This is a genomic window from Streptomyces sp. SID13031 (assembly GCF_010548305.1).
Lineage (GTDB): Bacteria > Actinomycetota > Actinomycetes > Propionibacteriales > Kribbellaceae > Kribbella.
The window spans coordinates 1-25,499 of record NZ_JAAGLV010000028.1 but is presented as its reverse complement, the minus strand read 5'-3'; the positions used below and the strand labels follow the sequence as shown (position 1 = coordinate 25,499).

At 69.1% G+C, this 25,499-nt stretch carries 28 protein-coding genes; 14 read left to right on the top strand and 14 right to left on the bottom strand.

Translation table 11 applies throughout. The features are described 5' to 3' along the window. Positions 1-8: 8 nt before the first annotated feature. The 5 genes from G3I17_RS36780 to G3I17_RS36760 form a co-directional block, all read right to left on the bottom strand. The gene (locus tag G3I17_RS36780) at positions 9-578 is read right to left on the bottom strand and encodes an EboA domain-containing protein (protein ID WP_164603545.1); all 570 of its coding nucleotides are present in this window, start codon (positions 576-578) and stop codon (positions 9-11) included. Beyond that, positions 575-1,399 carry a sugar phosphate isomerase/epimerase family protein gene (locus G3I17_RS36775; protein ID WP_164603543.1) on the bottom strand — a complete coding sequence of 275 codons (825 nt, stop codon included), beginning with the start codon at positions 1,397-1,399 and terminating at the stop codon, positions 575-577. The genes G3I17_RS36780 and G3I17_RS36775 overlap by 4 nt, the downstream gene beginning before the upstream one ends. After that, positions 1,396-2,259: an SCO3242 family prenyltransferase gene (locus G3I17_RS36770; RefSeq protein ID WP_203591272.1), complete on the bottom strand. Its 864-nt coding sequence runs from the start codon at positions 2,257-2,259 to the stop codon at positions 1,396-1,398. Before G3I17_RS36770 ends, G3I17_RS36775 begins: the two co-directional genes overlap by 4 nt. Then, positions 2,253-3,437 (bottom strand): inositol-3-phosphate synthase, encoded by a 1,185-nt coding sequence (locus G3I17_RS36765; protein ID WP_164603541.1) that lies wholly within the window; start codon positions 3,435-3,437, stop codon positions 2,253-2,255. The genes G3I17_RS36770 and G3I17_RS36765 overlap by 7 nt, the downstream gene beginning before the upstream one ends. 140 nt (positions 3,438-3,577) lie before the next feature. Beyond that, positions 3,578-4,894, bottom strand: a complete 1,317-nt coding sequence (locus G3I17_RS36760; protein WP_164603539.1) for a YibE/F family protein — start codon at positions 4,892-4,894, stop codon at positions 3,578-3,580. Positions 4,895-4,946: 52 nt separating this feature from the next. On the opposite strand from G3I17_RS36760, the gene G3I17_RS36755 reads away from it, so the two are divergent. The 6 genes from G3I17_RS36755 to G3I17_RS36730 all read left to right on the top strand — a co-directional run bounded on the left by G3I17_RS36755 (position 4,947) and on the right by G3I17_RS36730 (position 9,784). Continuing rightward, a complete protein-coding gene (locus G3I17_RS36755; RefSeq protein ID WP_239063286.1) occupies positions 4,947-5,933 on the top strand; it encodes a metal ABC transporter substrate-binding protein in 987 nt (328 codons plus the stop codon). A 26-nt stretch (positions 5,934-5,959) separates the two neighbouring features. Further along, on the top strand, positions 5,960-6,724 hold the full coding sequence (locus G3I17_RS36750) for a metal ABC transporter ATP-binding protein (RefSeq protein WP_164603658.1): 765 nt from the start codon (positions 5,960-5,962) through the stop codon (positions 6,722-6,724). Next, positions 6,721-7,725: a metal ABC transporter permease gene (locus tag G3I17_RS36745; protein ID WP_164603535.1), complete on the top strand. Its 1,005-nt coding sequence runs from the start codon at positions 6,721-6,723 to the stop codon at positions 7,723-7,725. The genes G3I17_RS36750 and G3I17_RS36745 overlap by 4 nt, the downstream gene beginning before the upstream one ends. 75 nt (positions 7,726-7,800) lie before the next feature. Continuing rightward, positions 7,801-8,190 (top strand): Fur family transcriptional regulator, encoded by a 390-nt coding sequence (locus G3I17_RS36740; protein WP_343238545.1) that lies wholly within the window; start codon positions 7,801-7,803, stop codon positions 8,188-8,190. Positions 8,191-8,237: 47 nt separating this feature from the next. Next, a complete protein-coding gene (locus tag G3I17_RS36735) occupies positions 8,238-8,726 on the top strand; it encodes a MerR family transcriptional regulator (RefSeq protein ID WP_164603531.1) in 489 nt (162 codons plus the stop codon). 80 nt (positions 8,727-8,806) lie between these two features. Further along, entirely contained in the window at positions 8,807-9,784 is a 978-nt protein-coding gene (locus G3I17_RS36730) for an aldo/keto reductase (RefSeq protein ID WP_164603529.1), read from the top strand. Between the two features lie 19 nt (positions 9,785-9,803). Here G3I17_RS36730 and G3I17_RS36725 read toward each other — a convergent pair whose 3' ends face one another. Beyond that, positions 9,804-10,409, bottom strand: coding sequence for an MBL fold metallo-hydrolase (locus tag G3I17_RS36725; protein ID WP_164603527.1), 606 nt, complete (start codon positions 10,407-10,409; stop codon positions 9,804-9,806). Beyond that, a complete protein-coding gene (locus tag G3I17_RS36720) occupies positions 10,409-11,503 on the bottom strand; it encodes an S-(hydroxymethyl)mycothiol dehydrogenase (protein WP_164603525.1) in 1,095 nt (364 codons plus the stop codon). Before G3I17_RS36720 ends, G3I17_RS36725 begins: the two co-directional genes overlap by 1 nt. 117 nt (positions 11,504-11,620) lie before the next feature. Between G3I17_RS36720 and G3I17_RS36715 the strand changes: the two genes are divergently transcribed. The 4 genes from G3I17_RS36715 to G3I17_RS36700 all read left to right on the top strand — a co-directional run bounded on the left by G3I17_RS36715 (position 11,621) and on the right by G3I17_RS36700 (position 15,274). Further along, on the top strand, positions 11,621-12,505 hold the full coding sequence (locus G3I17_RS36715) for an ABC transporter ATP-binding protein (protein WP_164603523.1): 885 nt from the start codon (positions 11,621-11,623) through the stop codon (positions 12,503-12,505). Beyond that, positions 12,505-13,335 carry an ABC transporter permease gene (locus tag G3I17_RS36710; protein WP_164603521.1) on the top strand — a complete coding sequence of 277 codons (831 nt, stop codon included), beginning with the start codon at positions 12,505-12,507 and terminating at the stop codon, positions 13,333-13,335. Before G3I17_RS36715 ends, G3I17_RS36710 begins: the two co-directional genes overlap by 1 nt. 77 nt (positions 13,336-13,412) lie before the next feature. Further along, a complete protein-coding gene (locus G3I17_RS36705; protein WP_203591270.1) occupies positions 13,413-14,633 on the top strand; it encodes a sensor histidine kinase in 1,221 nt (406 codons plus the stop codon). Then, positions 14,630-15,274 carry a response regulator transcription factor gene (locus tag G3I17_RS36700; RefSeq protein WP_275402649.1) on the top strand — a complete coding sequence of 215 codons (645 nt, stop codon included), beginning with the start codon at positions 14,630-14,632 and terminating at the stop codon, positions 15,272-15,274. Before G3I17_RS36705 ends, G3I17_RS36700 begins: the two co-directional genes overlap by 4 nt. A 79-nt stretch (positions 15,275-15,353) precedes the next feature. On the opposite strand, the gene G3I17_RS36695 is transcribed toward G3I17_RS36700, so the two are convergent. The 4 genes from G3I17_RS36695 to G3I17_RS36680 are packed head-to-tail and all read right to left on the bottom strand — an operon-like array spanning position 15,354 to position 18,830. After that, positions 15,354-16,202 carry an isoprenyl transferase gene (locus G3I17_RS36695; RefSeq protein WP_164603517.1) on the bottom strand — a complete coding sequence of 283 codons (849 nt, stop codon included), beginning with the start codon at positions 16,200-16,202 and terminating at the stop codon, positions 15,354-15,356. 28 nt (positions 16,203-16,230) lie between these two features. Further along, complete coding sequence (gene recO / locus G3I17_RS36690; RefSeq protein ID WP_164603515.1) at positions 16,231-17,004, bottom strand: DNA repair protein RecO; 774 nt, start codon at positions 17,002-17,004, stop codon at positions 16,231-16,233. A 12-nt stretch (positions 17,005-17,016) separates the two neighbouring features. Continuing rightward, entirely contained in the window at positions 17,017-17,844 is an 828-nt protein-coding gene (locus tag G3I17_RS36685; RefSeq protein WP_164603513.1) for an SDR family oxidoreductase, read from the bottom strand. Beyond that, positions 17,841-18,830 (bottom strand): aldo/keto reductase, encoded by a 990-nt coding sequence (locus G3I17_RS36680; protein WP_343238543.1) that lies wholly within the window; start codon positions 18,828-18,830, stop codon positions 17,841-17,843. The genes G3I17_RS36685 and G3I17_RS36680 overlap by 4 nt, the downstream gene beginning before the upstream one ends. 117 nt (positions 18,831-18,947) lie before the next feature. Between G3I17_RS36680 and G3I17_RS36675 the strand changes: the two genes are divergently transcribed. The 4 genes from G3I17_RS36675 to G3I17_RS36660 are packed head-to-tail and all read left to right on the top strand — an operon-like array spanning position 18,948 to position 24,155. Beyond that, complete coding sequence (locus G3I17_RS36675) at positions 18,948-22,052, top strand: FtsX-like permease family protein (RefSeq protein ID WP_164603511.1); 3,105 nt, start codon at positions 18,948-18,950, stop codon at positions 22,050-22,052. Next, on the top strand, positions 22,049-22,888 hold the full coding sequence (locus G3I17_RS36670; protein WP_164603509.1) for an ATP-binding cassette domain-containing protein: 840 nt from the start codon (positions 22,049-22,051) through the stop codon (positions 22,886-22,888). Before G3I17_RS36675 ends, G3I17_RS36670 begins: the two co-directional genes overlap by 4 nt. Then, entirely contained in the window at positions 22,885-23,562 is a 678-nt protein-coding gene (locus G3I17_RS36665; RefSeq protein WP_164603502.1) for an ATP-binding cassette domain-containing protein, read from the top strand. Before G3I17_RS36670 ends, G3I17_RS36665 begins: the two co-directional genes overlap by 4 nt. Before the next feature lie 29 nt (positions 23,563-23,591). Then, complete coding sequence (locus G3I17_RS36660; RefSeq protein ID WP_203591269.1) at positions 23,592-24,155, top strand: hypothetical protein; 564 nt, start codon at positions 23,592-23,594, stop codon at positions 24,153-24,155. On the opposite strand, the gene G3I17_RS41900 is transcribed toward G3I17_RS36660, so the two are convergent. From G3I17_RS41900 to G3I17_RS36650, 3 genes are all read right to left on the bottom strand, one after another. Then, positions 24,156-24,287, bottom strand: a complete 132-nt coding sequence (locus tag G3I17_RS41900; protein ID WP_275402648.1) for a hypothetical protein — start codon at positions 24,285-24,287, stop codon at positions 24,156-24,158. Next, positions 24,277-24,555: an SAV_915 family protein gene (locus G3I17_RS36655; RefSeq protein ID WP_164603494.1), complete on the bottom strand. Its 279-nt coding sequence runs from the start codon at positions 24,553-24,555 to the stop codon at positions 24,277-24,279. Before G3I17_RS36655 ends, G3I17_RS41900 begins: the two co-directional genes overlap by 11 nt. Positions 24,556-24,711: 156 nt before the next feature. Beyond that, positions 24,712-25,499: HNH endonuclease signature motif containing protein (locus tag G3I17_RS36650; RefSeq protein ID WP_203591268.1), on the bottom strand; the 788-nt coding region annotated here is incomplete at its 5' end.

The window sequence follows — 25,499 nt, the reverse complement described above, 5'->3', positions numbered from 1 at the left end:
ACACCTCTTTAGGGGGGACTGGTGAGGTACGCCTCCAAGTCGGCCGGGATCTCCCGGCCGGCTGCGCTCCGTTCGGTGGCGAAATCGGTCATCATCCGGATCAGTTCCTGATCCACCCGCTTCGGCAGGCCGTCGACCACGGCCAGCGGGATGTTCGCGAACACGCACTTCAGGACGGCCTGCCTGAAGGCGTGCTGGGGTAGGTGCTGCGTCGCGTACGGACCGAGCGCGGCCGCGACCAGGCGCTGGTCGTTGGTGCGGATCGCGTCCTCGACGATGGGGAGAGCCTGGTCCTGGAGTTCGTCCGCCACGTCCGCGAGGGAGAGTGCGTGCAGGACGGCGAGCTTCTCGGCAGCGTCGCCGTACCGGTAGACGTCCAGGATGTCGGTCGGCTCGGCGCCGACCAGGAGGAGTGCGCGGGTGGCCTGGTCGGTGGTCCAGCTCGGACTGAGGCGGTCACGGCCGACCTTGCGGGCCGCCGCGGGGAAGGTCACTGCCAGCGGTTGCCGGCGGGCCTCGGTCAGCCAGGTGCGGGCTGCAGTCGGCAGGAGCTCTTCGAGGATCGTGGCGGGCGTCACGCTGACGCCTTGCGGAGGAAGTCGAGGGACTCGCGCGCGACGGTGGGCGCCGCGTGGGAGTGGCGTGGGAGCTCTACGGCCACCAGGCCTTCGTACCGGATCTCGCGAAGGGCTTGGAAGACAGGTGGGAAGTCGACCTCGCCGGTGCCGAACTCGAGGTGTTCGTGGACGCCACGGCGCATGTCGTCGATCTGGACGTTCACCAGGTACTGCGCCGCGGCGGTGATGCAGGCGGGTGGCGACTGGGGCTCGTTGCAGACCAGGTGGCCGATGTCGAGGGTGAGGCCGAGGGTTTCGCTGCCGACCTCGGCCTGGAGCTTCAAGTAGCCGGCGAGGTCGTCGACGAGCATGCCGGGCTCAGGCTCGAGGCCGAGCTGGACGCCGCGGTCGGCGGCGTACACGACGAGTTGGTTGCAGCTGGCGACAAGACGCTGCCAGCCGACCTCTTGGGTGACATCTGGCGGGAGGGTGCCGGACCAGAACGAGACTGCGTCGGCGCCCAGGTCGGCGGCGACCTCGATGGCGCGTTCGAGCAGGGCCATCCGCCACTCGGCGCCCTTGGTGTGCAGGAGGGTGGGCTCGTGCTTGCGGTAGGGGTCGAGGACGTAGCGGCCGCCGGTCTCGATCACCACGGAAAGGTTGCGCTCGGCAAGCAGTTTGCCCACCTCGGCGGTACGCCGGCGGAGGTCCGGGCCGAACGGGTCGAGGTGGTTGTGATCGAGGGTCAGCGCGACCCCGTCGTACCCGAGGTCCGCGATCACCGCGAGCGCTTCGGGCAGCCGATGGTTGGCGAAGCCGTTGGTGCCGTAGCCGAATCTCATGTGGGCGACACCTTCCTGGCCAGGGCTTTTGCCAGCGGGAGGGCGGCCATCAAACCCGCGCCGACCACCGGCTTACCGCCGCGAGCGCACCAGGCCGCTTGCAGCGGGACGAGTCCGTGGATGCCGGCGCCGACGGCCTTCCTGAGGTTCTGGGCGCTGGGGTCTTTGGCGGCGACCAGCTGAGCCTGCCCGACCGACCGCGCGAAGAGGCCGGCGAACGCGGCGACCACATAGTTGTTGCCGGCGGTTGCCGTGGTGATTGCTGTGGTGGCCGCCAAGGCGGCCCTGGCTGCCGTCGGAGTGCTGCCGTGGACTTCGCCGCGGGAGATGTAGGTGGTGCCGAGGATGTGGGTGCCGATGGTCACGGCGGCGGGTAGCGCGGCGCGACGGTTGTCGCCGGCGCCAACCAGGACGTCGAGGGAGCGCGCGGCTGCCATCACGGCCGGGCCGGCTGGGGTGTTCTTGGCCGACAGGTCGTAGGTCCACGCGGTTGCCGCCAGCACTACCGACGTACGGAAGGAGGCGCGGCCGCCCGCGAGCGCTGAGAGGGCTAGGCCGGTCGCGGTGAGGGCTGAGGCGAGGGTGAACGCAGTACGAGGGGTTACTCGGCCGGAGGGGATGGGGCGTTCTGGGCGTTCGACCGCGTCCAGTGCTCGGTCGGACCAATCGTTGAGGGCCATGCCTGCCCAGTAGATGGCGATCGAGGAGGCCGCCAGGCCTGCGACGCGGGCAGGGCGGAGGTTGCCTGCCGCTACTGCGCCGGCCAGTACGTCGCCTGGGACGGTCAGGGCGGCGGGGGCTCTGACCAGCTCGGCCAGGTCTGCCAGGCGGGTGCGTCCGGCGGTGCCGAGTCTCAGCATGAGCGGGCCCAGCGGACCAGCTCGTCGTACTGGCGGGCTAGTGAGTGCTCCGTCGATTCGATCGGGTCTTTGAAGTAGAAGCCGAGGAACGGCATCGCGCCGACGTGTTCGCGATCGAGGGCCAGGGCGGAGAGGCGCGCGAGGTCTAGTACGAGCGGAGCGGCGAGGGCGGAGTCGCAGCCCTGCCAGGTGAACTGCAGCGTCATACGGACGCCGAGGAAACCCGAGAACAGCACGTGGTCCCAGGCGGTCTTCCAGTCGCCCATCGGGTCGACGTAGTCGATGTGGACCTCGCCCGCGACGTCGCCGAGCAGCTCGGTGAGGCCGCGTTCTTTGGAGATGCTCTTCGACTCGGCCGCGCGCGGGTCGGCGAGGGTGGCGCCGTCACCGCCGCCGAGCAGGTTCGTCCCGGACCAGGCGTGCACCGGGAGCGCCCGCGTCGAGAACATCGGCGCCAGGACGCTTTTCACCAGGGTCTCCCCCGTCTTCGCGTCCTGCCCGCCGTACGGCAGTCCCTTCTCCACCGCCCACTCCCGGACAGCAGCCGGCCTGATCGAGGTCGACGGCGTGAAGTCCACGTAGGCGGCCCCCGCCTCGAACGCCGCCAGCGCACCGAGCGAACTGGCCGGCAACACGTCCGTCCCCGCCATCGCCGCCCGCAACTCGGCCAGCCCGTCAACCTGTACGTCGTACGGCGCCTCGGTCGACGCCACGTTGATCGCCACCACCTGGCTCAGGTCATTGCGCAGCCGAAAGGCGCGAATGTCCTCAGCCATCCTCCGCACAAGCTCGCCGTCACCCCCCTCGTTACGTCCGAAGAAGTGACGAGGACGTCCCTCCGCTTCTTCGGCCGCAAGTGCCAAGGGGCGGGCGGGGAGGAGGGCGATGTTGCGGTCGGCTTCGGCTAGTTCGGCGGCGACCAGGCTTTCCAGGCCGGCCGGGAGGACGCCACCGGCGACCAACTGCTCGACCCGCTTCGCCAGTGGGGTTTCGACGACGTCGTGGCCGCCGAAGACCAAGTGGTCCAGGGGGACCAGGTCCGTGCCGGCGAAGGCGGGGAGTTCTGTCACCACCCCGGCGGGCGGGCTGCCGTGGCTGAGCGCTGCCGCTCCGGCGATAGTCGTCGTGGCGACCGATCCTCTTGCTCCGAACAGCCAGACACCAACGCGTCGACGCATCCGTGGCTCCTCACGAGTCCAGCCACGGAAAGTGATCTTGGTCGGCCAGTCCGTGACAGATCGGAACTCTAGATCGCCTCCCGACCGCTTGGGAAGATGCCGCCACCGACTTTGTTGTGTCAACCGCCAAATTCGCCGAACTAGGCGGAATCCGCGGATTCTCCCGCCGCGGCAACGCGTTCCGGTCCGCCGACCAGCTCGCGGGACCGATCGGCGACAGCCATTGCGGCCAGCGCCGTGGTCAACGGGACGGCCGCGATGATTCCGAGGCTTCCGACCAGTCCTCGGACGACTTCTACCGCCACGGTCTCCGTCGTGATCAGATAACCCGTCGAGACCCCACTGATCGCGAACATCATCAGGGTAGGCAACGCGGCCCCGGCGTACGCCAGTACCAGCGTGTTGACCACCGATGCCACATGCGCGCGCCCGATCCGCAGCCCGGCGCCGATCAGCTGGGACCGGCTCGCGGCCGGGTTCGCCGCCGACAACTCCCAGACCGCGCTCGCCTGGGTCACCGTGACGTCGTCGAGCACGCCGAGCGCCCCGATCACGATGCCCGCCACCAGCAACCCGGCCAGATCGACGCCCGGTACGTACGCCTTGATCACCGAGCCGTCGTTGCCCAGCCCGGAGAAGGCACTGACCTTGACGAAGGCCCACCCCAGGAACGCCGTCAACCCGAGCGCCGCGATCGTCCCGGCGAGCGCGACCGACGACTGCGCGTTGATGCCATGGGTCAGATAGAGCGCGACCACCATGATCACGGACCCGCCGACCACCGCCACCAGCAGCGGGTTCGACCCCTTGAGGATGGCCGGCAAGATGAACTGGGTCAGCGTCAGCGCCGTCACCCCCAGCGCGATCAACGCCGAGACGCCGCGCCAGCGAGACAACGCGATCACCGCGACGGCGAAGATCCCGCACAACAGGGCGAGCGGGATCGACCGGTCGTGGTCGACATACTGATACTTGTCCGCGAGCGGCGCCCCCACCTGTACGCCGAGCAGCAACCGGTCGCCCACCTTGATCGGTACGGCCGCGTTCTTGCCCTTGGGGACCTCGACGCGGACCTCCTTGCCCTTGTCCCCGTCGGGCGCGCCGCGGAGCTTCACCGTTGCCTCGTCGCAGTCGGCGGGCGTCTCCGGACAGGCCTTGAGCCCGACCACCGTGCCGCTGGCGCCGTGCTGCTCGGCCGCCGGGACCCTCAGATCACCCCCTGGCCAGAGCACGATCATGGCGATCACAGCGGCCGCGATCAGCGGGATCAGCACCGCGGCGACCACGATCCGGACGCGCCGGGCGACCACCGCGTCGGCGTCCACGACCGACGTGTCGATCACCTCCGAGCCGTGTCCATGACCGTGACCGTGCCCGTGACCGCGCGGAATTTCGAGCCGGCGCCCGCGGTTCGACTTGGTGTCGGCGCGCCGCCGTCCTACGGTCCGCTTGGCCATTCGTCAACTCCCTGTTTTGACAACCATCCCCACTTAAATGAAAATGATTGTCATGAGATCCAGTACGCGTGCTGTCGTCGCCGGGCTCGCCGCCCTGGCAGTGGTAACTCTGGCAGGCTGCGGCGACACCGCCGCGGGCGGCTCCGACGGCAAGCTCGACGTGGTCGCTTCGTTCTACCCGCTCGAGTTCATCGCCCGCTCGGTGGGGGGCGACGCCGTGAACGTGACCACCCTGACCGCTCCCGGCGTCGAGCCGCACGACCTTGAGCTGACGCCGAAACAGGTCGGCTCCATCGCGGGGGCCAAGCTGGTCGTCTACGAGCAGGGCCTGCAGCCGGCCGTCGACGAGGCCGTCGCGCAGAACGCCAAGGCCGCCGGTTTCGACATCGCGCCCGCGGCCAAGCTCGAGGCCACCGGCGCCGACTTCGAGGAGCACGAGGAGGGCGAGGCAGCCGCCACACCGAGCGGCACCGTCGAGCCCGCCTCCTACGTCGCTCCGGCGGCGCAGACCTCCGACGGGCTCGACCCGCACTTCTGGCTCGACCCGGTCCGGTACGCCGCCGTAGTACAGGCCGTCACGGACAAGCTCATCTCGACCGACCCCGACCACGCGGACGGGTACAAGCAGCGCGCGGCGACGCTGCTCGGCGAGGTCGGCAAGCTCGACACGGAGTACAAGACCGGGCTGGCCGACTGCAAACTGAAAACCTTCGTGACGAGTCACGAGGCGTTCGCCTACCTGGCGAAGCGGTACGGTCTGACGATGGTCGGCATCGCCGGGTTCACCCCCGACGCCGAGCCCACCCCGACGCGGATCAAGGAGGTCCAGGAAATCGTGCGCAGCCAGCAGGTGACCACGATCTTCTACGAGGAGCTCGTCAGCCCGAAGGTGGCCGAGTCGATCGCCCGCGACGTCCACGTCAAGACCGCGGTCCTGAGCCCGATCGAGGGCCTGTCGGACGCGAACTCCCAGGAGACCTACCTCTCGCTGATGCGCGAGAATCTGCAGGAGCTCCGGAAGGCGAACAGCTGCGCGTGACATCTCCTGACATTGCTCCGCCTTCTCTGACCCCACCCCACCACCCCGGTCAGGAACCGGCCGTCCAGGTCACCGATCTCTCGGTGGACCTGGGCGGTCGTCTCGTGCTGCGGGGCGTCGACCTGCAGATCCGCCCGGGCGAGGTCGTCGCCGTGCTCGGCACGAACGGCTCGGGCAAGTCCACTCTGATCCGCACGGTCGTCGGCCTGCTGCCGGCGGCGCGGGGCGAGGTCAAGATCTTCGGTACGCCGGTGCCGCGCTTCCGTCAGTGGAGCCGCATCGGTTACGTGCCGCAGCGGATCACCGCGGCCGGCGGCGTACCGGCGACCGTCGCCGAGGTGGTGTCGTCCGGGCTGCTGTCGAAGCGGCGGCTGTTCCGGCCGTTGAAGGCGGCCGACCGGGCTGCCATCGCCGAGGCGCTGGAGATCGTCGACATGGCCGACCGCCGCACGGACGCCGTCGCCGAACTGTCCGGCGGCCAGCAGCAGCGGGTGCTGATCGCCCGCGCGCTGGTCTCGGATCCCGAGCTGCTCATCCTGGACGAGCCGACCGCCGGGGTCGACCTGGCGAGCCAGGGCATCTTCGCCGACGCGATCCGCGAGCGGGTCGCCCGCGGGACGACGGTGGTGATGGTCAGCCACGACCTCGGCCCGATGGACGCGTTGATCGACCGCTCGGTCGTCCTGCGCCGCGGCCGGATCGTGTACGACGGCCCGCCGCACGCCTCGCAGACGCACGCCCATGTCCACCCGCACGGGTCCATCGAAGACGAGCCGGGGTGGCTGTCATGACGTTGTTCCAGCTCGAGTTCATGCAGCGCGCGCTGATCGCCGGGTTGCTCACCGGGCTGTCGGCCCCTGCGATCGGCACGTACCTGGTGCAGCGCCGCCTGTCCCTGATGGGCGACGGCATCGGGCACATCGCGATCACGGGTGTCGCCCTGGGTCTCCTGACCGGCACTGCGCCGGTGCTTACCGCAGTACTGGTCGCCATAGCCGGCGCCACCGCTATCGAGCTCGTCCGGGCACGCGGCAAGGCCAGTGGTGATGTGGCGCTCGCTCTGCTCTTCTACGGCGGCATAGCGGGCGGCGTGCTGCTCATAGGCCTGGCAGGCCAGGGCGCGGCGACACTGAACACGTACCTGTTCGGCTCCCTGACCACGGTCTCCCCCTCCGACCTGTACATCGTGGTCGGGCTGGCCGTGACCGTGCTGGTCGTGGCGATCGGGCTGGGCCCGCAACTGTTCGCGGTGTGCCAGGACGAGGAGTTCGCGCGCGTCACGGGCCTCCGGGTGCAACTGCTGAACCTGCTGATCGCAGTGATGGCCGCAGTGACCGTCACGGTCGCCATGCGGACCGTTGGGCTGCTCCTGGTCAGCGCGCTGATGGTGGTGCCGGTCGCAACGGCTCAACAGTTCACGCGCTCGTTCCGTAGCACCTTCGTCACTGCCTGTGGCATCGGTGTCGCCGCTTGCCTGGCGGGCATCATCACCTCCTACAACGCCAACGTCGCTCCCGGCGCCACGATCGTCGTCCTGGCCCTCGGCGGCTTCATCGTCGCCGCGGTCGCCGGCACGCTGGTACGGCGCCGCCGTGGCGTCCTCGCCCCGCTGGACGACGAGGAGCCCGAGGGCGGCCTACTGCTCCCGGAACCGCACGTCGTGAGCAGCGCACACCAGCACGCCCACGACCCGAAATGCGGCCACCCGAAGATCGACCACGGCGATCACGTCGACTACGTTCACGACGGACACCTGCACGCGGCACACGGGGACCACTGGGATGAGCACTAAGTTGTTGACTTCTGAGAGAATTGGCGGGTTACCGCGGAAAACGGCGGTGAAGGGATGACAGGAGGCATGGTGGCCATCGGTACACGCTCGACCCGTCAACGCGCGGCGGTTGCTTCCGCGCTCGACAATCTCGACGACTTCCGGACGGCCCAGGAGATCCACCAGGAACTCCGGGGCGCTGGTGAGGCAGTCGGCCTGACAACGGTCTACCGGACCCTGCAGGCACTCGCGGACTCACGCGAGGTCGACGTGCTCCGCACAGCAGACGGCGAAACGGCCTACCGGCGCTGCTCGAAGGGCCACCACCACCACCTCGTCTGCCGCAACTGCGGCCGCACCGTCGAGGTGGAAGGCCCCGCCGTCGAGCGCTGGGCCGACAAGGTCGCCGCCGAAAACGGCTACGCCGACATCAGCCACACCCTCGAAATCTTCGGCACCTGCGCCGACTGCCAAAAACCCGTCTGACCGTCGGGCTTGCGTTAGAGCGCGCTCTAAGCCGTACCGTCGAAGACATGAACACGACGGGTGTCCTCAGCTCCGCTGATCGGCGGCAGGCGTTGGCTGAGCGGCACGAGGCTCCGGATTCATTGCCGATGGATCCTGAGCTGCTGCAGTTGCTCGAACTGCCGGACGGGCTTCCCGAGGTGCTGACCATCGCGGAGGCCGCCGCGGCTACCGGGCTCACCGCCCACACCTTGCGGTACTACGAACGCGTCGGCCTGATCGTCGCCGGGCGCGACGAGGCGGGCCACCGGCAGTACGACCAGGAGGCTCTCGCCCGGGTCGTGTTCATCACCAGGCTGCGGCTGTCGGACATGTCGATCAGCACGATCAGCCATTACATGGATCTGGTGCTCCAAGGCGAGCAGACCGCTCCCGAGCGGCTCGCGTTGATGCAGGAGCACCGGGCCACCATCCAGCGCCGGCTGCGCGAACTGCAGGCGGCCCTCGCGGTCACCGACTACAAGATCATCACGTACGGCGGCGACTGCACTCCCTAACCCCCGTTCCGCCCTCTGACTGGCAACCACGCTTCGCGGCTGTCAGCGGGCGGAGCCATGCCTGAAACCAGGAGAAAATCATGATTCTCGGTACCAACGGACCTGACGTCAGCCGGCTCGGACTCGGCTGCATGGGGATGAGCTTCGGCTACGGCCCCGGCGACGACACCGAGTCGATCGCCACCATCCAGCACGCCCTCGACCTGGGCATCACCTTCCTCGACACCGCCGACTTGTACGCCGCCGGCGCGAACGAGGAGCTCGTCGGCAAGGCCATCGCCGGCCGCCGCGACGAGGTGGTGCTAGCCAGCAAGTTCGGCATCGTGATGGACCCGGCGACGTACAAGCTCATCCGGCTGGACAGCTCACCGGCGTACGTCCGATCGGCCATCGACGCCTCCCTGAGCCGCCTCGGGGTCGATCACCTCGACCTGTACTACCAGCACCGCGCCGACCCGGCGGTGCCGATCGAGGAGAGCGTCGGCGCCATGGCCGAGCTGGTCCAAGCGGGCAAGGTGAAGCATCTCGGCCTGTCCGAGGCGTCGGCCGACACGATCCGCCGGGCGCACGCGGTGCACCCGATCGCCGCGGTGCAGTCGGAGTACTCGCTGTTCAGCCGCGACATCGAGGCCGAGGTGCTCCCGGTCTGCCGCGAGCTCGGGATCGGCGTCGTGCCGTACAGCCCACTCGGCCGCGGCATGCTGACCGGCAAGATCGCCGGCCAGGAAGACCTCGCCGACGGCGACTTCCGCAAGACCCTCCCCCGCTTCGACGCCGACAACCTCGAAGCCAACCTCACTCTGGTCGAGCAGATCCGCGCGGTAGCAGCCCGCAACGACGCGACCCCCGGGCAGATCGCCCTCGCCTGGCTACTTGCCCAGGGCAACGACATCGCACCGATCCCCGGCACCAAGCGCCGCACCTACCTGGAGGAGAACGCCGGTGCCCTCGCCGTCACCCTCTCACCCGAAGACGTCGCCTCCCTCTCCAAACTCACCCCCGTCGGCACCCGCTACCCAGACATGACCTGGGTAGCAGGCGAAACCCCCACAGCCTGAGGCCGGGCGGTCCGGGGGGTCAGCTGATGTTCGTGACCTCGGCCGCGATCGTGGTGGTGTCGCCGTGGCCGGTGTGGACGATCGTGTCGCCGGGCAGGGTGAGGAGTTTGGTGCGGATCGAGTCGAGGATCGTCGGCTTGTCGGAGTACGAGCGGCCGGTCGCGCCCGGGCCGCCGTGGAAGAGGGTGTCGCCGGTGAAGACGGCGTTCAGGTCCTCGGCGTACAGGGACGTACTGCCGGGGCTGTGGCCGGGGGTGTGGATCGCGCGCAACGTCGTCCCCGCTACCTCGAAGGTCGTCCCGTCGGCGAGGTCGTGGTCCGGGGACACCTCGTACTGCGTGTCCCACAGCATCCGGTCGGCCGGGTTGAGCCAGACCGGTGCTTTGACGGCGTCCCGGAAGTCGCCGGCCGCGTTGATGTGGTCGTTGTGGCCGTGCGTGCAGACCAGCGCGACCACCCGGCGATCGCCGACCGCCTCGACGATCGCGGCGGCATCGTGGGCGGCGTCGATGACGAGCACCTCCTCGTCGTCGCCCACCAGCCAGACGTTGTTGTCGACGTCCCACGTACCGCCGTCGAGGCTGAACGTGCCGGACGTGATGACGCGCTCGATCCGGGCCGGCATCAGAACAGCACCACCGATCGCAGCACGTCGCCGTGGTGCATCTTGTCGAACGCAGCCTCGACCCCGTCCAGCGCGATCGTCTCCGACACGAACCGGTCCAGCGGCAACCGGCCCTGCAGATGCAGGTCGATCAGCAGCGGGAAGTCGCGCGACGGCAGGCAGTCGCCGTACCAGCTCGACTTGAGCGAGCCGCCGCGACCGAAGAAGTCGAGCAGCGGCATGTCGAGCGTCATCTCCGGCGTCGGTACGCCGACCAGTACCACCGTGCCGGCCAGGTCGCGCGCGTAGAACGCCTGCTTCCAGGTCTCCGGGCGGCCGACCGCGTCGATCACCACATCCGCACCGAACCCGCCGGTCAACTCCTGGACGGCCTCGACGACACCGTCGTGGTCCAGGCCCTTCGAGTTGATCGTGTGCGTCGCACCGAGCTCCAAAGCGACGTCGAGCTTGCGCTGGTCGATGTCGAGCGCGATCACCCGGGAAGCCCCGGCCAGCCGGGCGCCGACGACGGCCGCAGTACCGACGCCGCCGCACCCGATCACGGCGACGGTGTCACCACGGCCGACGTTGCCGGTATTCACCGCGGCACCGAGGCCGGCCATCACGCCGCAGCCGAGCAGGCCGGCCACCTCGGGCTTCACCGCCGGGTCGACCTTCGTGCACTGACCGGCCGCGACCAGAGTCTTCTCGGCGAACGCGCCGATACCCAGCGCGGGCGACAGCTCAGTACCGTCGGAAAGAGTCATCTTCTGCTTCGCGTTGTGCGTGTTGAAGCAGTACCAAGGACGCCCGCGCAGGCAGGCCCGGCAGTTGCCGCAGACGGCCCGCCAGTTCAGTACGACGAAGTCGCCGGGCGCCACGTCGGTGACACCCTCACCGACCGACTCGACCACTCCGGCGGCCTCATGGCCCAGCAGGAACGGGAACTCGTCGTTGATACCGCCCTCGCGATAGTGCAGGTCTGTGTGGCACACCCCGCAGGCCTGGACCTTGACGACCGCTTCGCCCGGACCCGGGTCGGGAATGGTGATTTCTTCGATGGTTACGGGTGCACCCTTGCGGAGGGCGACGACTCCACGCACGGTCTGACTCATGGGCCGACGCTATCCAAGGAGAGCGAGGGAGTACAGCTCGCTGTCCCCCGGTCGGGGGACAGTCGGTCCGTCGTCCGGTGCTCCTCCGTAGACCCGCTCGGAGGCGAAGGTTGAGTCATGACCGACACAGACATCGCAGTACGGGTCCGAGGACTCGTCAAGCGCTACCCGGACAAGGTCGCCGTCGCGGGCGTCGACCTGGACATCCACCGCGGTGAGGTGTTCGCCCTGCTCGGCCCGAACGGCGCCGGCAAGACCACGACCACGGAGGTGCTGGAGGGGTACCGCCGTGCGGACGAGGGTGAGATCAGTGTGCTCGGCACGGACCCGGCCAAGGCCGACCGCCAGTGGCGCAGCCGGATCGGGATCGTGCTGCAGACCTCGCGCGACGAGGCCGAGTCGACGGTGTCCGAGCTGGTGAACCACTACGCCGGCTACTACCCCGACCCGCGCGACCCCGACGAGGTGATCGCCGCAGTCGGCCTGGAGGACAAGCGCAAGACCCGGCCGCGCAAGCTGTCCGGCGGTCAGCGCCGCCGGCTCGACGTGGCGCTCGGCGTGATCGGCAACCCGGAACTGCTGTTCCTGGACGAGCCCACGACCGGGTTCGACCCCGAGGCGCGCCGGCAGTTCTGGACCCTGATCGAGAACCTGCGCACCGGCGGTACCACCATCCTGCTCACCACCCACTACCTGGACGAGGCCGAGCACCTGGCCGACCGGGTCGGGGTGATCGCCGACGGCCGGATGATCGAGATCGGTACGCCGGAGACGCTCGGCGGGCGGGGGGCCCGGACCGCGCGGGTCTCCTGGTCCGACGCGGACGGCCCGCACGAGCTCCGGACCGACCAGCCGACGGCCGAGGTGGCCGCGCTGATGGCCCGCTTCGGCGGCGAAGTACCGGAGCTCGAAGTACGGCGTCCGAGCCTGGAAGACATCTACCTGGACCTGATCGGCAAGGCCACCGCCGACGCTGAAGCGATCGAAGCTGGAGCACTCTGATGGCTACCACGCACAACTCCACCGCCAAGCCGCTGCCGTCGACGCTGTCAGTCGGCCTGGCCAGGACCAAGCTCGAGGTGCGCGAGTTCTTCCGGGAGCGCGAGGCGCTGATCTTCACCTTCTTCTTCCCGATCATCTTCCTGGCCATCTTCTCGGCCGTCTTCGGCGACACCGACTTCGGCAACGGGGTCAACGCCGCCACCTACTTCACGCCCGGGATGATCGCCTCCGGCATCTTCTTGAGCAGCTTCCAGTCGCTCGCGATCAGCATCGCGCTGGAGCGCGACGAAGGCCTGCTGAAGCGGCTGCGCGGTACGCCGATGCCGCCGCAGGCCTACTTCATCGGCAAGATCGGCCAGGTCCTGGTCACCTCGGTCGCGCAGGTCGCGCTGCTGCTGGCGATCTCCGGCCTGCTGCTCGGCGTCGACCTGCCGACCGAGCCGTCCAAGTGGCTCAACTTCGTCTGGATCTTCGTTCTCGGTACCGCGTCGGGGTCGGTGCTCGGGATCGCGTTCAGCGTCGTACCGAAGTCGGGCAAGGCGGCCTCCGCGGTCGTCACCCCGGTCGTCCTGCTACTGCAGTTCATGTCCGGTGTGTACTTCGTCTACAGCAGCCTGCCGTCGTGGATGCGCGGCTTCGCCTCGGTCTTCCCGCTGAAGTGGCTGGCCTCGGGCATGCGGTCGGTGTTCCTGCCGGACAACTTCGTGCAGACCGAGCCCGGCCAGGACTGGCACCTCGGCCTCGGCGCGATCGTGCTCGTCGTCTGGCTCGTCGTCGGCCTGATCGTCGCTCAGCGGGTGTTCCGCTGGACCAGGCGAGACGCGGGCTGATGTTCGGCACCCCCGCCAGCGCAGCCACCGGAGGCGCCTTGAGCGACCTCCGGTGGTTCTGGAGGAAGATGGTGCGCATGGAGCTCTCCCGCGGTCGGGTCGACGCGCCGGTCTGGGTGCGAACCCTGGTCGGCTGGCACGTGGTCTTCTACGGCCTGCTCGGCGTGACCGCGGTCGCCGCACTGTTCTCGTCCGAGCTGACCAGCCCGCGCCGGATCGTCTACCTGGCTCTGGTCGCGGTGCTGGCCCTGGCCTACCGGTTCCTCGCGATGCCGGCGATGGTCTCGCGCAGCCGGTGGCAGTCCCACCTGTACCGCGCGCTGATGATCATCTGCGTCAGCGGCGCCGTCGCGCTGTTCCCGCAGTCGGTCTTCATCCTGTTCATCGTCTCGCCGCAGATCTGGCTGCTGAGCGACCGGATGCTCGACGCGGTACCCCTCAGCTTCCTGCTGCTGTTCGCGGTCGGCACGGCCCAGCTCTGGGCGGCCGGCTGGTCGGTCGACGCCTTCTGGGACATCCTCCCGTGGATGGTGATCAGCCTGGCGGTCAGCCTGCTGCTCGGCATCTGGATCGACAAGGTGATCACCCAGAGCCAGCAGCGGGCCGAGCTGATCGAGCAGCTCGAGGCCGCGCGCGACGAGCTCGCCGAGGCACACCACACGGCCGGGGTGATGGCCGAGCGGGAGCGGATGGCACGCGAGATCCACGACACGCTCGCGCAGGGGATGACGAGCATCGTGATGCTCTCGCAGACGGCTGCGGTCGAGTTGTCGCGCGGAGCTGTCGAGCCCGCGGCCGGGCGGTTGGCGGCGATCGAGGACACGGCTCGCGAGAATCTTGCCGAGGCTCGGGCGCTGGTGGCCGCGTTCACGCCCGTGGCGTTGAGCGGGGCGACGCTGGCCGAAGTACTGCAGAGGCAGGGTGAGCGGTTCGCGGCCGAGACCGGGGTCGACGTACAGGTGTCGCTGGACATGGCTGACGACGAGGTCGCTGCCTTGCCGCAGGGGCAGCAGGTGGTGTTGTTGCGGGCGGCTCAGGAGTCGCTGGCGAACGTACGGAAACATGCTGGGGCCACTCGGGTGCGGATCAGGCTGGGCCTGTCGGCTGACGGGGTGGCGATCGAGATCAGCGATGACGGGTCGGGGTTCTCGCCTTCTGCTCCGTCCGGCGGGTACGGGCTCGCGGCGATGCGCGGGCGGGTCGAGGAGTCCGGTGGCACGGTGTCGGTCGACAGCGCGCCGGGGCGTGGTACGCGGGTGCAGGTACTCATCCCGGCGACGGGGCAGGAGGATCGATGATGGTTCGGGTGCTGGTGGTGGACGACCATCCGGTGGTCCGGTCGGGGCTGATCGGGATGCTCGCGGTGACCGAGGACATCGAGGTCGTCGGCGAGGCGGCCGACGGTGAGGAGGCGCTCGCGCTGGTCGAGTCGACCCGGCCGGACGTCGTCCTGATGGATCTGCGGATGCCGCGGCGGGACGGGGTTTCGGCGACGGGTGCGATCGTGTCCGGATACCCGGACACGAAGGTGCTCGTGCTGACGACGTACGACACGGACACGGACATCCTGCATGCGGTCGAGGCGGGTGCTGCCGGTTACCTGCTGAAGGACACGCCGCATGCCGAGCTGCTCGACGGGATCCGGGCCGCCTCACGCGGCGAGACGGTCCTCGCACCACCGGTCGCGGCCCGCTTGATGTCGCGGCTCCGTACGCCGGCCGCGCCAGCCGCCGTACAACCATCGCCGCGCGAACTGGAGGTGCTCGCGGCCGTCGCCCGAGGCCTGAGCAACGCGGAGATCGGCCGCGAACTGTTCATCGGCGAGGCAACGGTCAAGACCCACCTGCAACGCCTCTTCACCAAACTCGACGTCGACGACCGCACCCGCGCAGTCACCGTCGCGATCGAACGAGGCCTGCTTCCCTCCCCACGCCGCTGACCGGCGCAGGTATTCAGCGGCTGTAGTCGTTGCCGCGGCCCGCTTCGCTCGGGTGCAGGCGGAAGTTCACCGATGGACATTAGACCTGTCCGGGCTCACCCGTCGGCTCGACCTGGTTGGGGACGGCGCCGCCGTAGCGGCGGTCGCGCTGGGCATACAGCTCGATCGCGCGCCACAGATCGCGACGGTCGAAGTCGGGCCAGAGCGTGTCGAGGAAGACCATCTCGGCGTACGCGAGCTGCCAGACGAGGAAGTTGGACGTCCGCTGCTCCCCCGACGACCGGACGAACAGGTCGACCGGCGGGATCTCCGGGTTGTAGAGGTGCTTCGCGATCGTCTTCTCGGAGATCCGGTCCGGGTTGAGCTTGCCGGCGGCAACCTCCGCGGCGATCGACTTCATCGCGTCCGCGATCTCCGCCTGCCCGCCGTAGTTCACACAGAACTGCAGCGTGATCGTGTCGTTGTCCTTCGTCCGCTCCTGCGCGTTCTCCAGCTCGTCGATCACGCTCTTCCACAGCCGCGGCCGCCGCCCCGACCAGACCACCCGCACCCCCATCGCGTCCAGCTCATCCCGCCGCCGATGGATCACGTCCCGGTTGAATCCCATCAGGAACCGCACCTCATCAGGCGACCGCGCCCAGTTCTCCGTCGAGAACGCGTACGCCGAGATGTACTTGACCCCGATATCGATCCCACCCCGGATCGTGTCCAGCAACGACGCCTCGCCGGCCTTGTGCCCATCGGTCCTGGGCAGGTTCCGCGCCTTGGCCCAGCGCCCGTTCCCGTCCATCACGATCGCCACGTGATTGGGCACCAGCTCCTGGGGGATCGCCGGCGGCCGCGCTCCCGACGGATGCGGCTCCGGAGCAACCACCTCCGCCCGCCTGCGCTGCTCGACCCGACCCCGACGACGACCGATAGGAGACATGCCCAAATCCTCTCCTATGGCGAACCGGTCAGGAGGCGGAGGGGTGCTGGGTCAGGTTCAGCTGGGGGGATTCGGTGGTCAGGTCCAGGTGGCGGAGCGAGCGAAGGCGGTCGAGGTGGTAGGTGGCGAAGGCTGAGACGAGGGTGGCTGCTTCTCGCCGGGTTCGCGGGTCGGTGCTTTCCGCGGTGGGCCAGTCGCCGACCAGCAGCGCCGCCAGGAGGGTGACCGTGCTGGGTGCGGGCATGGTCGAGGCCGGAGGGCGGCAGGTGGTGCAGACCATGCCGCCGGCGGCCGGATTGAAGGCTCGGTGGGGGCCTGGTTCGCCGCATTTGGCGCAGTCGTCGAAGGACGGGGCGTAGCCCGAGATCGCCAGCGAGCGGAGCAGGAAGGAGTCGAGGACCAGGCCGGGGGCGCGTTCACCGGCGGACAGGACGCGGAGGGCGCCGGCCAGCAGGAGGTGCTGCTGGGTGGCGGGTTCCTTCTCCTCGACGACCAGGCGGTCGGCGGTCTCCAGGATGACCGTACCGGTCGTGTACCGGGCGTAGTCACCGACGATTCCCTGGCCGTACGCCGCGATCGATACCGCCTGGGTGACCACGTCGAGCGTCCGGCCGGTCGCCAGCTGCAGGTCGACGTGACTGAACGGCTCGAGCCGGGCGCCGAAGCGGGACGACGTCCGGCGGACCCCTTTGGCGACCGCGCGGATCTTGCCGTGGCCGCGGGTCAGGAGCGTGGCGATCCGATCGGCTTCGCCCAGTTTCTGGACCCGGAGCACGATCGCCTCGTCACGATAGAGCGGCATCCAGCCATTCTCTCAGGTCTTGGCCAAAAGCTCCGCGAACCCGGTCGGCGGGTGCCCGGTGACATCCTCCACCGCGCTGCTCACGCCGCTCAGCTCACCACTGGCGATCGCCGCGTACGACGTGACCCAGCCGGCCACCTCCCACGACGGCGCACCGAACCCCTCACGCGACCGATAGGCCTCGTCGAGCGTCTCCGCCTCGTACCGCACCGAGCGCCCCCACGCCTCGCTCATCAGCGCCGCCGCCTCGGTCAACGTGAACGCCGACGGCCCGGTCAGGTCGTACGTCGTCCCCGAGTGCTCCGCCGACACGAGCACCCGCGCGGCCACCTCGGCGACATCGTCGCGGGCGACCGCCGCAACCCGTCCGTCCCCGGCCGGCCCGCGCATCACCCCGTCCTCGCCGACGAAGCCGGGCATGAAGTCGAGGTACAGGTTGTCCCGCAGAAAGGTGAAGTCCACCCCCGTACCGCGCACGTGCTCCTCGGTGTGCCAGTGATCGCGCGCAAAGGTGAAGGTCGCCGACGGCGAGGCCCCGACGAACGACGTGTAGACGATCCGCTTGACGCCGGCCGCCACCGCCGCGTCGATCGTTGCCTTGTGCAAGGAAACCCGGTCCGCCGACTCCGTTGCACTCAGCAAAAACAATGTCGAGACCCCGTCGAGCGCGTTCAGCAGCGCCGAATGCTCCCCGTACGCCGCCTGCGCGACCTCCGCGCCAGGCAACTGGGGCGCCCGCGCCGGATCCCGCACGATCAACCGCTGCGGCACCCCTTCTGCCGCGAGCCGCCGGGCGACTCGCGAGCCGAGCTGACCAGTGGACCCGGTCAGTCCGATCACTTGCCCACCTGACTCATCCCGGTCGGCGCATACCGATCCCCTGCCACCGCGTCCGGCGGGAACGCCGCATCGAGCGCGGCCAACTCGTCAGCGGTCAGCGAAACGTCCACCGCACCAAGGTTCTCGGCCAGATACGTCCGCCGCTTGGTCCCCGGGATCGGCGCAATGTCATTGCCCTGAGCAAGCAACCAGGCGAGCGCGAGCTGACTCGGCAGGACGCCCTTCTCGGACGCCAGCGCCTGGACCTTGGCGACCAGGTCCAGGTTGCGCTGGAAGTTCTCGCCACTGAACCGCGGCAGCCCGCGCCGCATGTCGTCGGGCTCGAAGTCGTCCGGCGAGGTGAGCTGCCCGGTCAGGAACCCGCGCCCGAGCGGGCTGAACGGCACGAACCCGATCCCCAGCTCGCGCAGCGTCGGCAGCACACCGGTCTCCGGATCCCGCGTCCACAACGACCACTCACTCTGTACTGCGCTGATCGGGTGCACCGCGTGCGCGGCCCGCGCCGTCTCGCCCGACACCTCCGACAGGCCGAGGTACCGGACCTTGCCCGCCTCGACCGCCTGAGCCATCGCGCCCACGGTCTCCTCGATCGGCACCTGCGGGTCGCGCCGGTGCAGGTACCAGAGGTCGACGTGGTCGACGCCGAGCCGCCGCAGCGACGCGTCGATCGCGGCTGCCGCGTACTCCGGCCTGCCGTTCACCACCGACGGCGCCACCGCATCCGTCGCCGAGCGCTGGAAGCCGAACTTGGTCGCGAGCACCACCTCATCGCGACGGCCGGCCAGGGCGCGCCCGACGAGCTCCTCGTTCGCGCCGTCGCCGTACACGTCGGCGGTGTCGATGAAGGTGCAGCCGGCGTCGATCGCTGCGTGCACGGTGGCGATCGACTCTGTGTCATCGCTCTGCACGCCGTAGGACTGGGACATCCCCATGCAGCCGAGGCCGAGGCTGGAAACGGTCAGTTCTCCGAGCTGGGATTCACGCACACCAGGAAATCTATACCGCCGTAACGACTCTGTGTCATTTGGCCTCTGCCGATCTGTCTGGACCCCGATCTCCGTATCTTCGGCAAGAAGTAACCAATGTCCAGGGGTGGGCGACTGATGTTTTTACGGCAAGCGCTGCGGTACCGCTGGTCCCAGATGCTGGTGCTCGCGGGCGTCAGCGTGCTGATCGGCGCTTGCGCGACCTTCGCTCCGTGGTTCTCCCGCGCGGTCGAGCAGACGGTCACCACCGAGACGCTGACGAGCCAGTGGCTCCCGACCAGCTGGCAGCTGGACGGTTCCCCACCCGCGCTGGTCAGCGGACCGAGCGCGGCAGTAGCTCCCGAGAAGCTGGCCGAGCTGATGCCCGCCGATCTGCGGCCGCTGTTCGGCCGGCCGACGTACGGCATGACGGTCGCGATCCTGTGGGGGGTCGGCCAGCAGAAGCTGGTGACCGAGGGCAGGGTGGCCTGGCGTGACGGGTACTGCGAAAAGATCGTCCTGACCGCGGGTAGATGCGCGAGCGCCCCGAACGAGGTCATCACCTCCACCGAGGACGTGAAGAACTTCGGCCTGACCATCGGCACCGTGATCAAGACGGCATCCACCAGCTACGCCGGCGGCGGACTGGTCCGCGTCGTCGGGAACTACCGGGCCGACGACAACGACCCCTACTGGTACGGACGTGGACCCACCGGTCACTCGATGCCGCCCAGCGACAGCCGGCCCGGGATCTCCGACCAGCTGCTCACCGGGCGGGACACCCTGGAGAAGGGCTGGGGCGCCCATACGACCTCGGACACCACCCTGCTGCCGGGCAAGGCCGGTGTCGACGATCTGCCGCGGCTCCGGCAGGCCACCGAGGAATCCGGCAGCAAGGCCGCCGAGGTCGATGCGCGCAACGGGTCCTCGCTTGTCGACGTCGTCGACGGCCTCAAAGCCGAACGGCGCCAAGCCGTCACGATCATCCCGCTGGTGATGGTGCAGGTGGGCCTTTTCGGTGTCGTGGTGCTGGCCCTCGCGCTCGCGGCCGTCGTCGACCAGCGCAGACCGGAGCTGGCCATCTCCAGGCTGCGCGGCTCCGGCGCACGGCGGGCCGGCCGGGCGCTGGCCGCCGAGCTCTGTGTGCCCGTGCTGATCGGCACCCTCGTGGGTGCCCTGGCCGGCTTCGGATTGCTGCTCGTGGTCCGTGCAACCTGGCTGGCCGGAGGGGCCCCGATAGAGCTGCCGTGGACCGTACCTGCGGCAGTCGCTCTCGCAGCCCTGATCGGGCTCGGGGTGGTGGCCGCCGCGATCCGGACCGCGGTGCGGCAGCCGATCTCGACCCTGCTCCGGCGGATCGTGCCCCGTCGCCGCGGCTGGAGCGTCGGCCTGATCGACATCGTCATCATCGTCGTCGCCTCGGCCGGTCTGCTGGCCGCGCTGACCGGCGGCGGCCGCGGCCCGCTGCCGGTACTGACGCCGAGCCTGCTTGCTCTCGCGGTCGGTCTGACGTTCGCCCACCTGTTGCTTCCGGTGTCCGGCCTGATCAGCCGGCGAGCCCTGCGTAACGGCCGCCTCGGCCTCGCGCTCGGCGCCCTGCAGGTGGCTCGCCGCCCCGCGGTCACCAGGATCGTCGCGGTGGTGGCGGTGGCGACCGCGCTGGTCTCCTTCGCCGGTCAGGCCTCGTCCGTCGCCGGCCGCAATCGTGACCACCGGGCCGGGTACGAGGTCGGCGCCGACGGCGTGCTGGCGATAAAGGTCGGCAGTCTGGCGAAGTTCGACGCGGCCCTCGACGCGGTGGATCACGATCGCCGGTGGCTGACCCCGATCGTGCTGGCCTCCCCGGCCGGCACGGACGGTCTGCGCACGCTGATGATCGAGCCGGACAGTTTCCGGCGGGTGGCCTTCCACGGCGATCAGCTCACCGATGCCGACGGCTTCCGCACGCTTGAGGCCCCGGCCGAGCCGCCGGCCATCGCGTTCCGGGGTGACCAGCTGACGATGACGGTGACGCTCGGCGCGATGTCGCCGTACTACCCACCCACCGGCGATGGCGAGGAGCCTCCACCGACCCCACCGGCCAAGTCTGTCGTCCTGCGCGCCGCCGTGTTCAACGACCGCACCGGAATACGGAGCCTCGTCGACTTTCCGCCGCTCCCCCTGGAGTCCGGCAAGCCGATCGCGGTCAGCGCGAAGGTCGACTGCGCGCAGTCCTGCCGGTTGAACCGGCTGAGTGTGGTCCGCGAACTCGGCGACTCGGCTGGGCTCCGGGGTCAGATCACGATCAGCAAAGTGGCCACGAACAGCCAGCCGTCCGTACCGCTGGGCAAGGCAGCGGACTGGAACTCACCGCGGCTGTCGGGCGATGCCGCTGCCGTGGGCACCATCACGGTGACGGACGGGCCGCCGAACGGGCTGGTCCTCGACGTGACCAGTACGGGTGGCCCCCTGGACCTCCAGACCGCCAGGATCCCGGTCGCGATCCCGGCGCTGATCAGCCCGGATTTCGCGGCGAGCGAGTCCCAGACCGTCCCCGGCCTCGACGGGCTCGCTGTCCCGATCGAGAAGCTCGACCGGCTGCAGTCCCCTATCCCGCGCTACTCCGACGAAGTGGCGGTGGTCGACGTGACAACCGTCCGCCGGCTGGGCGGCGTGCTGGCGGACCGGACCGCCGTCTTCGAGCTCTGGCTGAATGCGGACGGCCTCGCCCGTGCTGACCAGATCATCGACGGACTCGGCAAGGCAGGGATCACCGCGACACTCCTCGACCGCAAATCCGACCGGGTGCACAGCTACGACCGCTCGGTCAGTGCGCTCGCGCTCCAGCTCACACCGGTGATCGGAGTCGCCGGCTGGGGGCTGGCGATCATCGTGCTGCTGCTCATGATCGTCACCTCGTGGCGTTCCCGGGCCCAGGACTACGCGAGCCTGCGGATCACCGGCGTACCGGCGTCGACGACCGGACGGGCTGCCAGATGGGAGCAGACCGGGCCGGTCGCGCTGGCGGCCCTGCTGGGCTCGGCCTGCGGTGTCGTCGGTGCCCATGTCGCGTTGCCGATGATCCCGCTCTTCGCGCCGACCTCACAACCGTCACCGGTACCCCTCGACCTCACCACCAACTGGTCCGTCGCACTGATCCTCACATTGATCAGTACGGCGCTGATGGTCGCCACCACGCTGCTGCTCGGCACTGGCGTCAACCGGCGAGCCGGTTACACCCGGATCCGGGAGGAACTGTCATGACCGGCCTCGCGATCAAGACGACCGGCCTGGTGCACATCTACCGCAGCCAGGGCCACGACGTCGCTGCCCTGTCCGGGATCGGGATCAGCGTCCGAGCCGGCGAACTGGTCGGCCTGCTCGGACCGTCCGGCGCCGGAAAGTCAACCCTGCTTCAGCTCTGCGGTGGGCTGCTGACCCCGAGCGCCGGGCGGTTGCAGATCGGCGACCACCACATCGCGACCATGACGGAATCCGAGCTCGACCGGATGCGGGCCGGCGACGTCGGCATCGTGTTGCAGGGCGCCGGCCGCAACCTCATCCCGTACCTGACACCTGAGGACAACGTCCGGTACGCGCAACGCGCCGCAGTACGGGGGCGGCCCCTACCGGCTCCCCGGGAGGTGCTCGAGCTCGTCGGCCTGAGCAAACAGGCGCAGACGCCGCTGGACCGGCTGACGCCCGGCCAGATCCAGCTCTGCGCGGTCGCGGTCGGAGTCGCCACCTTCCCAGGGTTGCTGCTGGCCGACGAACCGACCAGCCAGCTCGATCACCGGGCCCGCGACGAGGTACTGGCCGCGATCTCGACGATCAACAAGGCGACCGGGATGACCGTGCTGCTGATCACCCATGACCCCGAGGTGGCCGCGGTCCTGCCCCGGACGATCACGATCAAGGACGGCCGGATCGCGTCGGAGGGACGCTCGGGCGAGGAGTTCGCAGTGGTCGCGACCGACGGGTCGTTGCCGTTGCCCCCACATGTCGCCGAGCTGTTGCCGCCGGGCACGTTGCTGCGCGTCACCACCACCGAGGACGGCGACGTCCGGTTGACCCCGGTCGAGCAGGAGGACCAGGCATGATCACCGTCACCAACCTCACGGTCGCGTACGGCGAACTGGTCGCGGTGGCCGGCGTCTCGCTCCGGGTCCCGCCCGGTTACGTGCTGGCGGTCAGCGGGCCGTCCGGAGCCGGCAAGAGTTCGTTGCTCTGGGCAATCGCCGGGGCGGTGTCGGCGAAGTCGGGCACGGTCGAGGTCGACGGGCTGGAGATCGTCGACCGGCCGGGCGCGGCGGCGCATGGCGTCGTACTGATCCCGCAGGGCAACGGGCTCGCGCGAGTACTGACCGCCCGGGAGAACCTGTCGATGCCGCTGCTCGCCGAGCACAAGCTGCCCACCGACGACCAGGAGCGTTCGGAGGCGCTGGAGTCGATCGACGAGATCATCGAGAGAGCGCTCACCGATGTCGGGCTCGAGGAGAGCGGCGACCACCTGGTGGAGGAGCTGTCCGGCGGTGAGCAGCAACGCGTCGCCGTCGCCCGCGGGCTGGCCCAGCGCGGCAAGGTGGTCCTCGCCGACGAGTCGACCAGCGAGCTCGACAGCACCAACCGAGAGCGCGTTCTCGAGCTGCTCCGAGCCGAGGCCGACCGCGGCGCAGCCGTCATCATCGCCACCCACGACCCGAGCGTCGCCGCCGGCGCCGACGGACACGCCCTGATGGACGAAGGCCACCTCAGCTGGGAGCGCCGCTTGTAACTTTTGCCCTGCCGCCCGCCGGCCCTTCGGTGAAACTGACCCGCGTGGGCGGTGGCTGGGACACCTACATGTTCTTCGAGGAGTCCCGGTACGACGAAGGCGCGGTGCCCGGGTCGCAGTACCACACCATCGAGTACGGGCTGCGCAACGACGGCGTACTCGGCCGTTGGCGCGAGAGTGGCGGCAAGTGGAGCGCAGCCGGCTCGTATCCCGGTTTCGCCTCGGTGAAGACGATGGCGCTGATCAGCCAGACCCGGACCTACGACACCTTCCTCGCGAACACTCGCGGTGGAGCGCTCTACACGATCCGGATCCCGATCAGCAATCCGCTGAAGCCGATCGTCACGAAGGTCCGCGCCTCTACCTGGCAGGGCTTCGAGGCCCTGATCGCCGAACGCTGCGGACAGCACGGCACGCTGCTGCTCGGGATCGACAAGGACACGAAATCCGCCCACCTGTACGCCGTCGGCCGGGCGAACGGCACGGCGACCGTGATCAACAATCTCGGCGAGGTGCCGGGCACGTACAACAACCCGGTGAACTACCGCTGGACCGGCGTAGCCTTCGCCAACCCGCCGCTCAACGGTGACTGATCAGCCCAGCCAGTAGAGCAAGGCGGCCAGGACGGCCGTCACCAGGATGATCCTGACGATCGCGATGAATTCGGGATCGAACCGCTCCCGCCGTACCTTGTGCGGATGCGGGTCATAGGGCTCAACCGCCATGGTGACCCGCCATCTCCGGCGTACGGGGCTGGCTCTGGACCTGCTCCTGGGACTTGTCTTGGGCGACGTCCGGGCCGACCAGCACGGGGTCCAGCTGGATCACGCTGATCCCGAACTGCTCGAGCAACTCCCGCAGGGCGCTCTCGTGCAACCGCACCCACTCCTGCCGCGGACCGGTTGCTGCCCGCAACAAACCGGCCGAGCTGAACGCGATGCCCACCCGTACGCCGTCCGGCCGACGGCCCCACTGCAAAGCGGCGACGTCCACCGCCCCGACGGTACGGGTAGGCACGAATAACGGGACAGGATCACCAGTCGATGTACTCACACCACCGACGCTAGATCCCCCGGCGCTCGCAGTCCCGCGTCCTCACACGCTTCACACACTTTCCCGACAGTCCTCTCACACCGCTGGTTCGCCCGGTCACTGCCGGTCGGCTGGGCGGGTTCCGCGGTGGTCGACGATGAATTTGAAGCCGTGGCGGGTGGTCCATTCGAGGGCGTCGTCGTTTAGGCGGTGTACTTGCCAGCCGCCGTGGGTTTTGACCCGGTGGCTGAATCGCCTTAGCGGGATGAGGTTGTCGGTGTTTGTTTGTTTTGGTGGGCCGTTGGGTTTGAAGGGTTTGATGTGGTCGAGGTCGGTGGCGTGGCTGCTTTCGCCGGTGCCGTAGATGAATTGTTCTGCTGGGTAGCGGAGTTTGATTCGTTCGCGGATGCGCTGGGGGATCTCGTAGGAGTCGACGGCGAGCTTGTCTTTGAGGTCGATGACGGGCTTGAGGGTGATGTGGTGGTGGCCGATGAGTTCTTCCAGGCGGGTGACGAGTACTGGGCCGAATCCTTCGACGCGCGCGACGCCTTCACCGGCGAGGAGGGTTTCGTCGGTGATGTGGAGGTAGAGCGTCGTTCCGTTGTTTTGCCGTCGTGCGGTCTGTTTGAGGTTGGCGAGTTTCCCGATGAGTTCCCGACGTGCTGCGCTGTCGAAGTCGGGCGCCTTCACTGAGGAGGCGACGGAGTCATCGGATCCGGGAGTTTCGCTGAATGCGTCAGGCATGGCGGGACCTGCCTGCTCGTCGGCACCGTCGTCGTCGGCATCGGGCACGTCGTCCCATGGCCAGCGCCCTGGGTGCGGATCCACGGGTGTCTCTTCCGGGGCGGGAGCATCAGAGGTGGAAGGTGCCGCGGAAGCAGCGTCGGCTGACGGCGCGACGGTCG